The 16711-nt window shown below is 41.2% G+C and carries 13 protein-coding genes; all 13 read left to right on the top strand.

What is annotated here, in order from left to right; genetic code table 11:
* Positions 1-12: 12 nt before the first annotated feature.
* The 13 genes from G610_RS0103025 (at position 13) to G610_RS0102965 (ending at position 16665) form a co-directional block, all read left to right on the top strand.
* Positions 13-1758, top strand: coding sequence for a DAK2 domain-containing protein (locus G610_RS0103025; RefSeq protein WP_051197577.1), 1746 nt, complete (start codon positions 13-15; stop codon positions 1756-1758).
* Between the two features lie 10 nt (positions 1759-1768).
* The gene (gene recG, locus G610_RS0103020) at positions 1769-3823 is read left to right on the top strand and encodes an ATP-dependent DNA helicase RecG (protein ID WP_051197575.1); all 2055 of its coding nucleotides are present in this window, start codon (positions 1769-1771) and stop codon (positions 3821-3823) included.
* Between the two features lie 81 nt (positions 3824-3904).
* On the top strand, positions 3905-4774 hold the full coding sequence (locus tag G610_RS0103015; protein ID WP_026523595.1) for a DegV family protein: 870 nt from the start codon (positions 3905-3907) through the stop codon (positions 4772-4774).
* Positions 4775-4824: 50 nt separating this feature from the next.
* A complete protein-coding gene (locus tag G610_RS0103010) occupies positions 4825-6747 on the top strand; it encodes a DNA gyrase/topoisomerase IV subunit B (RefSeq protein WP_026523594.1) in 1923 nt (640 codons plus the stop codon).
* A gap of 85 nt (positions 6748-6832) precedes the next feature.
* Entirely contained in the window at positions 6833-9070 is a 2238-nt protein-coding gene (locus G610_RS0103005; RefSeq protein ID WP_026523593.1) for a DNA gyrase/topoisomerase IV subunit A, read from the top strand.
* Between the two features lie 9 nt (positions 9071-9079).
* Entirely contained in the window at positions 9080-9634 is a 555-nt protein-coding gene (rsmD, locus tag G610_RS0103000; protein WP_026523592.1) for a 16S rRNA (guanine(966)-N(2))-methyltransferase RsmD, read from the top strand.
* A gap of 49 nt (positions 9635-9683) precedes the next feature.
* A complete protein-coding gene (locus G610_RS21950; RefSeq protein WP_026523591.1) occupies positions 9684-12383 on the top strand; it encodes an Ig-like domain-containing protein in 2700 nt (899 codons plus the stop codon).
* A gap of 12 nt (positions 12384-12395) precedes the next feature.
* Entirely contained in the window at positions 12396-12923 is a 528-nt protein-coding gene (gene coaD / locus G610_RS0102990) for a pantetheine-phosphate adenylyltransferase (RefSeq protein WP_026523590.1), read from the top strand.
* Entirely contained in the window at positions 12907-13560 is a 654-nt protein-coding gene (locus tag G610_RS0102985) for an HrpE/YscL family type III secretion apparatus protein (protein WP_026523589.1), read from the top strand. The genes coaD and G610_RS0102985 overlap by 17 nt, the downstream gene beginning before the upstream one ends.
* A gap of 71 nt (positions 13561-13631) precedes the next feature.
* Positions 13632-14369: a pseudouridine synthase gene (locus G610_RS19530; RefSeq protein ID WP_035796750.1), complete on the top strand. Its 738-nt coding sequence runs from the start codon at positions 13632-13634 to the stop codon at positions 14367-14369.
* A gap of 5 nt (positions 14370-14374) precedes the next feature.
* A complete protein-coding gene (locus G610_RS0102975) occupies positions 14375-14989 on the top strand; it encodes a hypothetical protein (RefSeq protein WP_026523588.1) in 615 nt (204 codons plus the stop codon).
* A gap of 54 nt (positions 14990-15043) precedes the next feature.
* Positions 15044-16159, top strand: coding sequence for an RluA family pseudouridine synthase (locus G610_RS0102970; protein ID WP_026523587.1), 1116 nt, complete (start codon positions 15044-15046; stop codon positions 16157-16159).
* Positions 16132-16665 (top strand): Holliday junction resolvase RecU, encoded by a 534-nt coding sequence (locus G610_RS0102965; RefSeq protein WP_026523586.1) that lies wholly within the window; start codon positions 16132-16134, stop codon positions 16663-16665. The genes G610_RS0102970 and G610_RS0102965 overlap by 28 nt, the downstream gene beginning before the upstream one ends.
* The last annotated feature ends 46 nt before the right edge of the window (positions 16666-16711 follow it).

The raw sequence follows: 16711 nt of genomic DNA, 5'->3' as shown, positions 1-16711 counted from the left end.
CAGGTTAAGAAAATGTTTCTTGCCGGCGCAAGCAACTTGAATGCAAAAAAAGAATGGATCAATGAGCTTAATGTATTCCCCGTTCCTGACGGAGATACAGGTACCAATATGACAATGACCATCATGTCAGCAGCTAAGGATGTACAGTCGCTGTCGGATGATGTGGATATGGCTACACTTTGTAAGAACATTTACTCAGGTGCCATGAGAGGTGCCAGAGGTAACTCAGGTGTTATTCTTTCTCAGCTGCTTAGAGGATTTACAAAGGGATGCAGAGATTATTCTGAGCTTGATGCTGTGATTATCGCAGCTGCATTTGAAAAAGCTGTTGAGACTGCTTATAAGGCAGTTATGAAGCCCAAGGAAGGTACAATCCTTACAGTAGCTAAGGGAGCCAGTGAGAAGGCTTCTGAGCTTGCTAAGGAAGGCGCTACAGACCTTGGTCCTTTCTTTGAAGAGATCATTAAATACGCAGATGAAGTTCTTGCTAAGACTCCTGAGATGCTTCCTGTTCTAAAGCAGGCAGGCGTTGTAGATTCAGGCGGACAGGGACTCGTACAGGTTCTCAAGGGCGCTCTTGATTTCTATCAGGGCAGAGACGTTGATTACAAGGTTGATGAAGCAGCTGCTACACCTGTATCAAAGAAGCAGGTTGCTGCAGAGCTTGAGACTGATATTAAGTTTGGCTATTGTACAGAGTTTATCGTACTTTTGAGCAAGCCTTTAAATATCAAGCAGGAAATGGATTTCAAGGCATTTCTTGAGTCAATCGGTGACAGTATCGTAATGGTTGCTGATGACGAGATTTGTAAGGTTCATGTACATTCCAATGATCCCGGACTTGCTATTCAGAGAGCACTCATGTATGGTCAGCTTTCCAACATGAAGATTGATAACATGAGAATGGAACACCGCGAGAAGCTTTTCCATGAGAATGAAAGTGGTGAGTACGCAGAGATAGAAACAGAAATTAATGGCGCAGCTGAAGCAACACCTACATACAGTGCAGGTGATGACATCCCGCTTAAGGATGGAACAGTAAGCAGCCAGGCTGCTGCAGAGGAGCCCGAGGTTCCCACTGAGCATAAAGAGATGGGATTTGTAGCTGTATGTGCAGGCGATGGTCTTGCAGAGATATTCAGAGGTCTTGGCGTTGACTACGTTATCGAAGGCGGTCAGACCATGAATCCCAGCACTGCTGATATTTATGATGCAGCATGCAAGGTTAATGCAGATACAGTTTTCGTACTTCCTAACAACAAGAACATTATTCTTGCTGCTAACCAGGCTAAGGTAATGATGGAAGATAACGATTCTGATAAGAAGATCGTTGTAATACCTACAAAGACAGTTCCTCAGGGTATCACAGCAGCTATCAACTTCATTCCTGATATTCCGGCTGAGGATAATGAAGCAGCTATGATCGATGCAATCGGTACTGTTAAGACAGGTGAAGTTACTTATGCAGTAAGAGATACCATGATTGATGATGTTACAATCAAGCAGGGCGATTACATGGGAATCGGCGATAGCGGAATTCTTGGTGTAGGCAGTAGCATTGATGATGTAACAGCCATGATGATTGAGAAGATTGCTGATGATTCAACAGAGCTTATCAGTCTCTACTATGGTTCAGATATTAACGAAGACGAAGCAAATGTACTTAGTGATCGCATCTCTGAGAAGTTCCCTAAGTGTGATGTAGAAGTTCAGTATGGCGGACAGCCGATTTACTACTATATTGTGAGTGCGGAGTAAAATTTTGAAGGTGAAAAATCCATCTTTAATTGAACATGTATCATCTTTAAAGGGCGTTGGCGATAAAAGCAGCGCCCTTTTTGAAAAGTGCGGAATAAGAACTGTAGAAGATCTCCTTAATTATTTTCCAAGAGATTATGATATCTGCGGGCCTGTAATTAATGTTGCTGATCTTACAGAAGGCGAGACCTGTGCGGTAAGAGTTGCGATGGCAGGGAAGGTTGCTGTAAGGCGTGTAAGAAACTTAAGCATACTTGCTTTTAAAGCTTCGGATGCAACAGGTGAGATGAACATTACATATTTCAATATGCCTTACATGGTCAATAACATAAAGGCTAAGACCTTTTATGTTTTCAGAGGACTGGTGCAGAAAAAGGGTAATCACTTTGTAATGGAACAGCCCAAAATGTATAAGTATGAAGACTATCTCGAAATCATGGGTACCATGCAGCCGAAATATCCTCTTGTTAAGGGTCTGTCCAATCAGCTGATGATAAAGACAGTAACCCAGGCTATAGGTGCAACTCCTTATCTTGAAGATGCTTTATCACAGAGCATGAAGCGTGAGCTTAATCTAATGGACTATTCCGAGGCTGTGAGGAAGATTCATTTTCCTGCCAATATGGATGAATTTACTGTGGCCAGAAGGAGAATTGCATTTAATGAGATACTGCAGTTTATCCTGAAAATCAGATTCCTTAAAAGAGAATCCGAAGAGTCAATTAATGACTATGTATATAGTGAATCGGGAGAGATTGATAAGCTTCTTTCAAATCTTCCCTATGAGCTTACAGGGAAACAGCTGTCTATCTGGAATGATATAAAGTCGGACCTCATGGGGCCTCACGTAATGAACAGGCTTATTCAGGGTGATGTTGGTTCCGGTAAAACCATTCTTGCTTTTATGGCTCTTCTTTTTACAGCTGCAAACGGATACCAGGGTGCGATTATGGCTCCAACAGAGGTTCTTGCAAGACAGCATTATGAATCCTTTGTAAAAATGGCTAAGGATTACGATCTTGTTTTAAAACCGGTACTTCTTGTTGGCTCACTAACTGCAAAGGAGAAGCGTGAAGCCTATGCAATTATTGAAAGCGGTGAGTGCAACTGTATTGTTGGGACCAATGCGCTTATACAGGAAAAAGTAAGCTACAATAAGCTCTCACTGGTTATCACAGATGAGCAGCACAGATTTGGCGTAAAACAGAGAGAGAAGCTCTCAGAAAAGGGCTTTAATACTCATATTCTCGCAATGAGTGCAACGCCGATACCAAGAACTCTTGCTATTATTCTTTATGGAGACCTTAGCGTTTCTGTATTGGATGAGATGCCTGGCGGAAGAATACCTATTAAGAACTGCGTTGTAGGAAAAGAATACAGACCTACAGCCTATAAATTCATACACGATCAGGTAATGCAAAAAAGGCAGTGCTATGTAATTTGTCCCATGATAGAAGAGGGGGAGAACAGTTCTTCTGAGAATGTCACTGATTACAGTGAAATGCTTAAGCGCACGCTTCCTGATTTAAGAATTGGTCTTCTTCACGGAAAAATGAAGCCTTCCGAAAAAGACAGTGTTATGGATAAGTTCTCTAAGGGTGAAATCGATGTCCTTGTTTCTACAACGGTTATTGAAGTAGGTATTAATGTGCCTAATGCCACAGTTATGATGATCGAGAATTCCGAGAGATTTGGTCTTGCTCAGCTCCATCAGCTGCGAGGAAGAGTCGGACGAGGTAAGCATCAGAGCTATTGTATTTTCATAAATACCTCAGGAAAAGAAGAAGCAAAGAACAGATTAGAGATAATGAATCACTCAAATGACGGATTCCTTATTGCTGAAGAGGACCTTAAGCAAAGAGGCCCCGGTGATCTTTTCGGAATAAGGCAAAGCGGTGAAATGTCCTTCCATGTAGCTGATATTTACCAGGATGCTGCGCTGATAAAAGAAGCTGCTGCTTATGTGGACAGACTTTTAAAGGAAGATCCCGATCTTGTTCTTGATGAAAATGCACCTTTAAAACAGTGGGCAGTATCGAATTCATTTGACTTTACGGCTTTATAAAAGTAAAATTTAGTAGAGTATGTAATGATATAATACAACATATAGTGTTATTGAAGTGACAAATGGTTACTTGGAGGAAATATGTCAAAAGTTGCGATCATAACAGATACAAATAGCGGCATCATGCCTGCAGATGGGGAAGCTCTCGGTATCATTGTTATTCCCACACCATTTATGATTGATGGAGTTGAATATTTAGAGGGTGTTAATCTCACTCAGGAATGGTTTTTCCAAAAACTTGCTGACGGTGCGGACGTGTCCACAAGTCAGCCGAGCCCCGGTAATCTTCTTGAACTTTGGGACAAGGTCCTTAAGGAATATGATGAGATAGTTTATATTCCTCTCAGCTCTGGTCTTTCAAGTTCATGTCAGACAGCTACAATGCTGGCTTCAGACGATTATGAGGGGAAGGCTTTCGTCGTTAACAATCAGAGAATTTCAGTTACCATGAGGCAGTCCGTTCTTGATGCCATAATGCTCCGTGATGCGGGCATGTCCGGCAAAGAGATTAAAGATAAGCTTGAAGAGGTGAAGTTTGAATCAAGTATTTATATCATGCTTGATACTCTTTACTATCTTAAAAAGGGTGGAAGAATCACACCTGCAGCAGCTGCTCTGGGAACTTTATTAAAGCTTAAGCCCGTACTTCAGATTCAGGGCGAGAAGCTGGATGCTTTTGCCAAGGCCAGAACAGCCAATCAGGGCAAAAACATCATGATTAATGCAATGATGTCCGATATTGAGAATCGTTTCGGCGGTCTTGATGCGAAGGACGTACACCTTGCGGGTGCTTATACATACGATCTTGATAAGGCAAACGAGTTTAAGAGTGAAGTAGAAGCTGCATTCCCCGGATTCGATATGCATCTTGATCCCCTTTCACTTGTTGTATCCTGTCATATCGGTCCCGGAGCTTTGGCAATAGCTTGCTCCAGGAAAATTCATATTTAATCAGATTGTTTCTGATACAGAGGAAAAAGTTTTAAGGTTGGGTAATTTTTATGGCAATAAGTAACAACTATGATGCGTCGAGCATTACAGTTTTGGAGGGTCTCGAAGCGGTTAGAATGAGACCCGGAATGTATATCGGAAGTGTTTCCACAAGAGGTCTCAATCACCTTGTCTATGAAATTGTAGACAACGCAGTGGATGAACATCTTGCAGGACATTGCAGTCAGATCACTGTAACACTTCATGAGGACGGAAGCGCGAGCGTAGAGGATAACGGTCGCGGTATTCCTGTAGGTATGCATGCCAAGGGAGTGACAGCAGAGCGAGTGGTTCTGACTATGCTCCATGCAGGCGGTAAGTTTGATAATGCTGCCTATAAGACCAGTGGTGGTCTTCACGGTGTAGGTTCATCCGTTGTTAACGCACTTTCCACATGGCTGAAAGTTCAGATTAAAACTGACGGCTATATCTATGAGGATGCATATGAAAGAGGTGTTCCCACTGTTGAGCTTAAAAACGGACTTCTTGAACCCGTTGGTAAGACCAGAGAACATGGAACCACCATTTCATTTTTACCTGATCCTGAGATTTTCGAAAAAACCAGATTCCGTGAGGAGGATATTAAGTCACGTCTCCATGAGACTGCCTATCTTAATCCGGAGCTTACAATCATCTATATCGACGACAGACCGGGTACAGAGGAATATATTGAATTCCACGAGCCAGAAGGCATCACCGGTTTCATTCGTGATATGAATAAATCAAAAGAAGCTGTCACAGACGTTATTTTCTTTAGCGGCGAGATGGACGGCGTCTCTGTTGATGTGGCATTCCAGTACGTCAACGAATTCCATGAAAATGTTCTTGGATTTTGTAATAACATCTATAATGCCGAAGGTGGAACACACCTCACCGGCTTTAAAACCATGTTTACCAATGTCATCAATCAGTATGCACGTGGCATCGGTACTCTTAAGGAAAAGGATAACAACTTCACAGGAGCAGATGTACGTAACGGTATGACTGCTGTTGTAAGTATCAAGCATCCGGATCCCAGATTTGAAGGACAGACCAAGACCAAGCTTGATAACCAGGATGCAGCCAAGGTTGTATCACAGATTACAGGTGATGAGGTTTCAAGATATTTTGACAGAAATCTTGAAGTCCTTAAATCAATCATCGGCTGTGCTGAGAAGGCTGCAAAGATCCGAAAGACTGAGGAGAAGGCTAAGACCAATCTTCTTACCAAGCAGAAGTACTCCTTTGATTCCAATGGTAAGCTTGCAAACTGCATCAGTAAGGATGCTTCAAAATGTGAGATTTTCATCGTAGAGGGAGATTCTGCGGGTGGTAGTGCCAAGATGGCAAGAAACCGTGAATTCCAGGCTATTCTTCCCATAAGAGGTAAAATCCTTAACGTTGAGAAGGCCAGCATAGATAAAATCCTTGCAAACGCTGAGATCAAGACCATGATCAACGCCTTTGGATGCGGATTTTCAGAGGGATATGGTAATGACTTTGATATCAGTAAGCTTCGCTACGACAAGATTGTAATCATGTCCGATGCGGACGTTGACGGTGCACATATCGCAACACTGCTTTTGACATTATTCTATAGATTTATGCCTGAGCTGATTTTTGAGGGTCATGTTTATATAGCTATGCCTCCTCTTTATAAGGCGATGCCTTCAAGGGGCAAGGAAGAGTATCTCTATGATGATGCTGCCCTTGAAAAATATCGTAAGACTCACAAAGGACCTTTCACTCTTCAGAGATATAAGGGTCTTGGTGAGATGGATCCTCAGCAATTGTGGGAGACCACACTTGATCCCGAGAACAGAATGATGCGTCTAGTGGAGATTGAGGATGCCAAGATGGCTTCACACATGACAGAGCTTCTTATGGGCAACGAAGTTCCGCCCAGAAGAGAATTCATTCATCAGCACGCTACAGATGCTGAACTTGATGTATAAAATATCGCGTATAAGCTGAAAATATTTAATAACCTTCTTCCAAAATATGAAGAAGGTGTCAGCGCAGCTGACGGATGAGGTAGTAATGGAAGAGAAATTAATTCGCTCCGAATATTCGGAGATAATGCAAAAATCATATATTGATTATGCCATGAGCGTTATAGTAGCAAGAGCGCTTCCCGACATCAGGGACGGCCTTAAGCCCGTTCAGAGAAGAGCTCTCTATGATATGTATGAGCTGGGTATCAGATATGACAGACCTTATCGTAAGAGTGCCCGTATAGTCGGTGATACCATGGGTAAATATCATCCTCACGGTGATAGCTCTATTTACGATTCACTGGTTGTAATGACCCAGGATTTCAAGAAATCAGTACCGCTTGTAGACGGCCACGGTAATTTCGGCAATATCGAAGGCGACGGCGCAGCTGCAATGCGTTATACAGAGGCAAGACTTGCCAGGATCACACAGGAGAATTTCCTTGCTGATCTTGATAAAGATGTTGTGGACTTTGTTCCAAACTTTGATGAGACAGAACGTGAGCCCACAGTTTTACCTGTTAAAATACCTAATTTCCTTATAAACGGATCTGAGGGTATCGCTGTAGGTATGGCTACAAGCACACCACCTCACAATATCGGCGAAGTCATTGATGCAGAGATCGCATATATGCAGAATCCCGAGATGACTACCAAGCAGCTGATGAAGTACATTAAGGGGCCTGATTTCCCGACAGGCGGCATTGTTATCAATAAAGATGACCTCAGATCAATCTACGAGACAGGCCAGGGTAAGATCCGCATAAGAGGCGCTGTTTCTGTTGAGAAGGGAAAAGCAGGACACATCAATCTTGTTATAACTGAAATTCCTTATACCATGATCGGAGCAGGAATAGGTAAGTTCCTTTCAGATGTGGCAGAGCTGGCTGAGAAGAAGATCACAAATGATATTGTTGATATTTCCAACCAGTCCTCAAAAGAAGGTATCAGAATTGTAATCGAGCTTAAGAAGGATACGGATGTAGAGAACTTTACAAATCTTCTTTACAAGAAGACCAAGCTTGAAGATACCTTTGGTGTAAACATGCTTGCTATCTGTGATGGCAGACCTGAGACCATGTCTCTTACAGCCATCATGAGATCTGTTGTGGATTTCCAGTTTGAGACTGCAAGACGTAAATACACTACATTACTTAAAAAAGAGCAGGAAAAGAAGGAGATTCAGGAAGGTCTCATCAAGGCCTGCAATGTAATTGATATTGTAATCGAGATTCTGAGGGGTTCCAAAGACAGGGCTATGGCTAAGGATTGTCTTGTTAACGGTAATACCGACGGAATCAGATTTAAGAGCGAAGCCTCCAAAGCTATGGCTGCTCAGCTTCTTTTTACTGAGAGACAGGCTGAAGCCATCATGGAGATGAGATTATATAAACTCATTGGCCTTGAACTTGATGCCCTTGTAAAAGAGCATGAAGATACCATCGCCAAGATCTATCGCTACGAGGATATACTTGAGGATCATGAGTCCATGTCTCTTGTTATCCAGAATGAACTTACAGAGATAAGGAAACAATATGCTGTTAAGAGAAAGACCGTAATTGATAATGTAGAAGATGCTGTTTACGAAGAAAAGCCCATCGAAGAAATCGACGTTGCTTTCCTTATGGACAGATTTGGATATGCCAAGACTATCGATGTTACTACCTACGATAAGAATCTTGAGACCATAAAGAATGACTTTAAGTATTCCTTTGTTATGAAGAACACAGGTAAAATCTGTGTGTTTACCGCAAATGGTAATCTCCACACAATCAAAGCCATGGATCTTCCACAGGGCAAGATGAGAGATAAGGGTGTGCCCATCGATAATGTCAGCGATTTTGATACCACCAAGGATCAGATAATAAACGTTGCAAGCCAGTCAGAGCTTAACCTTTACAGAATTATGTTTGTTACAAAGCAGGCAAATATGAAGGTTGTAGACGGCGGCGAATTTGATGTTACAAGACGTTCGGTTGCAGCTACTAAGCTTAATGATGGTGATGAGGTTGTAAGCGTTCATTCTATTCATGATGTGAGCACAGTTGTGCTTCAATCTGAGAACGGTTTCTTCTTAAGGTTTAAGACAGAGGATGTACCTGAGAAAAAGAAGGGCGCTGTGGGTGTTCGCGGAATGAGACTTACAGGAAAGGACACCATCAGAGATGTTTATTATCTTGGTGAGACAGAGGAAAAAGCCATTGAGCACAACGGCAAGAATCTGAATCTCGATCACCTTAAGATAGCAAATCGTGATACTAAAGGTACAAAGATTAGAATTTAAGAGGTATTTATGCGAGTAATTGCAGGAGAGGCCAGACGCCTTAAGCTTGTTACACCTGAAGGTAATGACACAAGACCCACCCAGGACAGAATAAAGGAGACTTTATTCAACATCATTCAAAATGATGTTCCCGGGGCTGTGTTTATCGATGTTTTCGCAGGAAGCGGCGGAATTGGTATTGAAGCTTTATCAAGAGGTGCCAAAAGAGCCTATTTTATCGAAAACAATATAAAGGCAGTAAAATGCATCAATCAGAATATCCAGACTACGAAGTTCGAGGAAAAGGCAACTGTTCTTAAGCAGGATGTTCTGGTGGGGCTTAAAAATGTCCGTGAGGAAGAGGTTGATATTATTTTTATCGATCCTCCCTATGAAGGCGGACTTTATGAGAGAACATTTGCACTGTTGGCAAAATTACCGTATGTCACTGAATATACGATGATTATTGCTGAGTGCAATTTAGATATGGATTTGTCAGTGTTTGAGGATCAGGGATTTGAGATTACGAGAGAAAAACGCTACAAGTCAAACCAGCATGTTTTTCTGCGTAAATGTTCTAAATAATTTCTTTATGAAGGGGGGAATTATTGGAAAAGGAGTTTTTTGAGGTTTTATGAAGAGAAGTAAATTAAACAAAGGCCTGGCTTTAGCCCTTGCTTTAGCTCTTGCCGGAAACACAATGGTAACTTCTGCAGATTCTGTAAAGGCTGCAAGTGTAGATGATGAGAGCATCAATCTTGTTTCAGATGAGACTGAAGCAAACAGCTCTGAAGAAAGTTCAGAAATGGCAGGCGAAGAAAGCTCAGAATCAGAGACTGAAAGCTCTGAAGAAGGTGCTTCAAAAGAAGCTGACGGCGAGAGTTCAGGCGAAGCCGGTTCAGAAGGTTCAGACAGCGCTGAAACAGGTTCTGAGAAATCTGAGACTGAGGGAAGCGATGCTTCTGATGCTTCAGGCGAAGGCTCTATAGCCGATGTTACAGAGGATGGAACTGAGAAAACCAGTGATTCAACAGATTCATCAGATACTGAGGCTACAGATGCAGCTGACAGTTCTGATACTGAAGCTACTGACGAAGCTGATAGTGAGGCATCAAATGATGCTGCAATAGCTGTTTCAGATGATGCTACTGCTGAGACTTCAAAAGATGTTGCTACAGATGAAGCATCTGAAGCATTTGAGTTCTCCACAGATTTTGAAGGCTATAACTTCAAAATTTCAGCTGAAAAGGATGTTGTTCCTGCAGGAACAGAAGTAAAAATTGAAAAGCTTAAGGGCAATGATGCTAAGGATACCGACGAGCTTGTAAATGATACACTTCCTGAAAATGCAGTAGTATATGATTCTGCATCCTTTGATATCAGCCTTTGGTATGAGGGCGTTGAGATCGAGCCTAACGGCAATGTGGCTGTTGAGATCACTCTTAACGACGATCTTGCCGAGAAAAACGAAGATCAGGATACTTCAATTCAGGTATTCCATATTGATGATGAAGAACAGGTAAGTGAAGTAGAAGCAAATACTGAGCTTACTGTTAACGGCAAAGAAGAGGATACTGTTGTTACATATGATGCAGAGAGCTTCTCTGTATATGATGTTGCAGTTGTTCTTAACTTTGATATATCTGAGCCTGTAGTAGAGGTTAACTCTGTTTACGATGGAAGAATAGATGCTGATGAAATCGGCTATCTTGCAAATGATATTGATTGCACAGAGAATATCAAGACTCTTATGACAGATCCCGGTGTTCACACATCTTTCCAGACAATGGGTGAAGCTGTAAGAGCTGCCATTAAGAACAGACAGGATATGATTACCTTTAGCCTCAAGCTTCCCGGCAAGTACAACAAGGATATTATTTTATCAAATATCCTTAACGTAGCCGTTGAGCATACTGGTGTGCCTAACGAAGGTGACTATGTAAGATGGGCTTACTATGGAACAGGTGTAGGTAATGGTACAGCTTATGCCAATAAGACAACTTATGGTACTTACACAATCAGATTTGCATATACACAGACTGCAGCGCAGGAAGCGGAGACCACAAACGTCGTAAACCAGCTTGTAAAGAGATTTAACAGCGGATCTGATTATGATAAGGTTAGAAAACTTTATGACTATCTTATAAACAATGTTACCTACGATTACAATGGTGACAATGACGCTAAGTACAATAATTCATATTATCGCTATTCATGTCACTCAGCTGCAATTTCCAAGCATACTGTATGTGAAGGGTATTCACTTCTTTTCTACAGAATATGTCTCTCTATGGGAATTGATGCAAGACTTGTTGCAGGTATTGGTGGATCCGGAAGCAGTGCAGGTCCTCACGGTTGGAACATCGTTCAGATCGGTGATTATTTCTACTATGTAGATTCAACATGGGGAGCTGAGCCATCCTATGATAAGGGTAAATCAGTTGATAAGTGGGTTTGGTTCCTTAGAGGAACTGCTTGCGGATTTGATAATTATCATCAGAGATACGCAAATTACGCAACCAATGATTTCATGAATATCTATCCGGTTAATTACTATGACTATGCTAAACATTATGCTTCACCTACAAAGGCAACTGCAGTAAATATTTCTCAGACAAGTGCCACAATTGGTGTTGGCGGAAGACTTTCACTTACAGCATCTGTTACACCTGCAAGTTCACCTCAGCAGGTTAAGTGGAACACGTCAGATATGGCTGTAGCAACTGTTGATCCCAACGGTACTGTATACGGTATCGGTTATGGTGTATGTGAGATTTTTGCTACATCAAGCGTTGGTGGTAAGAAGGCTGTATGCAGAGTAACAGTTGTTGGCGGCGAAGCTAAGGATATTGAAGTTCCTACCAAGAAGCTCACTGTATATAAAGGCTACAAGGCAAACCTTAATGCACAGGTATGGCCCACAGGTGCAAGCGGAAAGCTTAAGTATTCATCAAGCAACAGCAGCATCGCTTCTGTAAGCAAGAAGGGTGTTGTTAAGGGTAAGAAAAACGGTAAGTGCACAATCACCATTAAGACAAGTAATGGTGTAAAGATTAAGGTTAAGGTAACTGTAAAAACACCTGTTAAGGTTAAGTCAGTTAAGCTTAACACCAAGAAGATGGTACTTACTGTTGGTCAGACAGGCCAGCTTACTGCAAAAATTAAGCCCGCAAAGGCTTATAATAAGGCTGTAACATATAAGAGCAGCAAGAAGAGTGTTGCAACAGTTGATGCAAACGGTGTAGTTTATGCTCACAAGAAGGGTAAATGCACCATTACCGTTACAACCAAGGACGGCAAAAAGAAAGCTAAGTGTAAGATTGTTGTAAATTAAGAGGTTTAGTAAATGAAAATAGCAGTATATCCGGGCAGCTTTGATCCTATAACACTGGGTCATCTTGATATCATCAAAAGAGCATCGGCAATGTTCGATAGAATGGTGGTTCTGGTAAGCGTGAACACCGCTAAGAGTCCGTTGTTTTCAGCAGATGAACGTGTTAAGATGATTAAAGAGGCAACTTCTGATCTAAATAACGTAGAAGTTCAGTCCTATGAAGGATTACTTATCGATTATTGTAGAGAGAACAATATCCGGATTATTATCAGAGGTCTTCGTGCTATCACTGATTTTGAGTATGAGCTTCAGATAGCACAGACCAACAAGACCTTCTCCAATGGAGAGGTTGATACAGTATTTCTTACTACAAGTCTTGAGTACGCCTATCTTAGTAGTTCTACTGTACGTGAATTTGCCAGTTTTCATGGGGATATCAGTCACTGCGTAACACCAGATGTCGCAGAGATGGTATATAGAAAATATGGCTATGAAGCCAAAAACAATAATGGGGGAAATCAGAATGAGCAGCAGAATTGAACAATGCATCGACGAAATCGAAACTTTCATTGAAAACTGCAAGTATCAGCCACTGTCCAAGACCAATATTGTAGTTAATAAAGAGGAGATTGACGAGCTTCTTCGCGAGCTCAGAAGCAAGACTCCTGATGAGATCAAAAGATATCAGACTATAATCAGCAATAAAGAAGCTATTCTGGATGATGCCAGAAAGAAGGCAAAAGATCTGATTGATAAAGCTACAGCTCAGACCAATGAGCTTATTAATGAGCACGAGATTATGCAGCAGGCTTACGCCCAGGCTAATCAGGTTATCAATCAGGCTGCAAAGCAGGCAGAGGATATTCTTACAAAATCTACAGATGAAGCTAATCAGATGAAGGCAGCTGCAGTTGCCTATACAGATCAGCTCCTTGCAGATGTGGAGAAGATCATCAACTCTGCAATTGATACTACAAACAGAACTAATTCAGCTTTGCTTAGTTCCCTTACAAACTATAGCGAGACTATTAAGTCTAACAGAGCAGATCTTGTTCCGCCCAGCGTGGAACCTGTAAATGTTTCTAAGGGAGCCGGCGTGCAGGTGAATGAGGTTACACCTCAGACAGGTACTATACCTCCAATAGATGATGGTGACCTCAATCTCGATCTGCTTTAATATTATTTGATTTATTTGAGCTGCCGTAATTTTGATATTACGGCGGCTCATAGATTTTTAAAGGTATTTTGATGAGACTAGATAAATTTCTTAGTGATTCCGGAATAGGAACCAGAAAACAAATTAAAGAATGCATAAAAAACGGAATGGTAAAGGTAGACGGCGTTGTTGCCAAAAGACCTGAGATGTCCGTTAATCCTGAAGAAAATGAGATAATATTTGATAATGAGAATCTCACAGAAGGTTATGCCAAATTCAGATATTATCAATTGAATAAGCCCCAGGGAGTTGTGTCTGCAACAACAGATAATCATGATACAACAGTTATAGACCTTATTGATACAGGTTATGATAAAGATCTTGCTCCCGTTGGAAGGCTTGATAAGGATACTGAAGGCTTTTTACTTATAACAAATGACGGTAAGCTTTCGCATATGCTGCTTTCTCCCAAAAAGCACGTGGAGAAGGAGTATGAAGTTCATACCAGGGATAAGATTACTGAGGATGATATTAAAAGACTTGAAGGAGGCCTTGATATTGGTGATGAAGAGCCTACAATGCCTGCCAAAGCTTTTATTGAAGATAGAGATGGACAAGAGATTCTTCATTTGATTTTGCATGAAGGTAGATTCCATCAGGTAAAAAGAATGCTGACTGCGATAGGAAATGAAGTTGTTTTCCTAAAGAGAATCAGAATGGGAGGTCTTTACCTTGATAAGGATCTAGAGCCGGGAGATTACAGAGAGCTTACTAAGGAAGAGTTAGAGCTCCTGTCAGGAAAAACAGAAGATGAAAGGAATAAGAATTAAAGGCTATGAAGTTATTTAAGAAAAGAGTACCAAAGGGGGAATTTGGATACATAGAAGGAGCTGCAAGGTTTGCAATAATCAGGACAACAATATCTGTTCTTGCCTGCGTAGCAATTTTCCTTATTGGTCTTTTGATATATCACACCAATAAGAGTGCTTTTAGTATCATAGCTGCTCTTGGCTGCATACCTGCAGGACTTAGTGCGGTGAATATGATCATGTATTTAAGGGCACATCGTTGTTCAAAAGAAACCTATGACAAGATTGAAGCTCACAGAGGCGGTCTCCTTATCAGATATGAGCTTGAAATGACAAGCTATGACGAGAATTATGGAATTTCTGCAGCAACAGTTCTTGATAAGAATGTATGCTGCTATTCGGAAGTAAAAGGCCTTGATACAGCTGACTGCGAAAAACACATCAGGAATCAGATCGCTCAGAGCGGCTACAGCTCTTATACAGTAAAGGTATTCAAGGACCTGGATGCATTTTGTTCAAGACTTGATCAGCTTGAGCAGATAAGAGTATCAAAGAATATTGATCCTCAGGCAATAGAGGATGCGTGGGTTCCAGGCACTGTTGAGACCTGTGCCCATGTGCTTTTGTCCATATCTTTATAAGTTCTAATATATGGCACATGTGTGTATAATAGATAATATAAATACGGTATTTAGATGAGAGATATAAACATTACTGACAACGAAGCCGGGAAAAGGCTGGACAAATTCTTATCCCAGTATTTTACTGGTACAACCATGGGCTTTTTATTTAAAATGCTCAGGAAAAAGAATATTGTCCTAAATAAAAAGAAGGCAACAGGAAAAGAGGTTCTGAAAAAGGGAGACACTATAAGCGTTTTCTTTTCTGATGAGACCTTTGGTAAATTTGCCAATAAGTTCGCGTCCGCGTCTGATGATTCAAAAGAAAATGATAATAAGCTCTCAGGTGTTTTTAAGGAATATGAACTGGCCTATAAGAGATTTGGACACCTTGAGATAATCTATGAAGATGACAACATCCTTCTGATAAATAAGCCTGCAGGAATCCTTACTCAGAAAGCTGAACCCAAGGATTTAAGTCTTAATGAATGGCTGATTGGATATCTTCTTGATAAGGGTGCTGTAAAGAAGGATAGTCTTGTAACCTTCAGACCTTCTGTTTGTAACAGACTGGACAGAAATACCTCAGGAATTGTCATTTGTTCAAAATCCCTTATTGGTGCAAGAGAGATGGCTAAGGGCCTGAAGGAGAGAACAATTCACAAATATTATTCAACAATCGTAGCAGGGAAGATCACTGAGAATGCCCATATTTCAGGGTATCTCATAAAGGATGAGAAAAATAATAAGGTACGACTTGTAGATGAGAAGGAAGCACAGAAATTAAAGGATGCCGACAGGATTGAGACCTCCTACGAAGTATCAGGATATCTTAAAATAGATTCTTCAAAGTGCGGCGATAAGACCACCGGCAATAAGCTTGGAGACAGAGTTTTCACAGAGCTTTCAGTTTGTCTAATAACAGGTAAGACCCATCAGATCAGAGCTCATCTGTCATCAACAGGTCACCCCATAATCGGTGATGGGAAATACGGAAGCAGCAATATAAACATGTTTTTCAAGGAATGTGCAGGGCTTAAGTATCAGCTTCTTCATGCAAGAAGGATTGAATTACCCGAGTTTTCCGGTGAGCTTTCAAATCTTTCCGGAAAAGCATTCGAAGCAGGGCTTTCACCTGAATATAAAAAGATAAAGGAAATCACATGCCAACCTGGAACTCAAGAGGCTTAAGGGGATCAACCCTTGAGGAGATGATTAACAGAACAAATGAGAAATATCTAAATGATGGGCTTGCTCTAATTCAGAAAATTCCTACGCCCATCACTCCCATTAATATCGATAAGGAGACAAGACACATCACCCTTGCTTACTTTGATCAAAAGAGTACCGTTGATTACATCGGCGCTGTGCAGGGTATTCCTGTTTGCTTTGATGCAAAGGAATGCGCCGTTGATACATTTACTCTTGAGAATATCCATGAGCATCAGGTTGTTTTCATGGATAATTTTGAAAAGCAGGATGGCGTTGCTTTTTTTCTAATTTACTATACAGCTAGAGGCATGTATTATTATCTGCCCTTCAGACATCTTAAGGTTTTCTGGGACAGAGCGAAAGAAGGCGGCAGAAAGAGCTTTAGATTCGATGAGCTTGATATGGACTACATGATATCCGATGATCAGGCTGCATTTATTCCATATCTTGAGCTTTTGCAGAAGGATTTGGAAGATAGAGATTGACAAAAGAAGTATATTCCGATAAACTGAGTGAAGTTTAACAAATTAG

It is taken from the genome of Butyrivibrio sp. MB2005 (genome assembly GCF_000424285.1).
In the GTDB taxonomy this organism is placed as follows: Bacteria; Bacillota; Clostridia; order Lachnospirales; family Lachnospiraceae; genus Butyrivibrio.
This window is presented reverse-complemented; position numbering and strand designations above follow the sequence as displayed.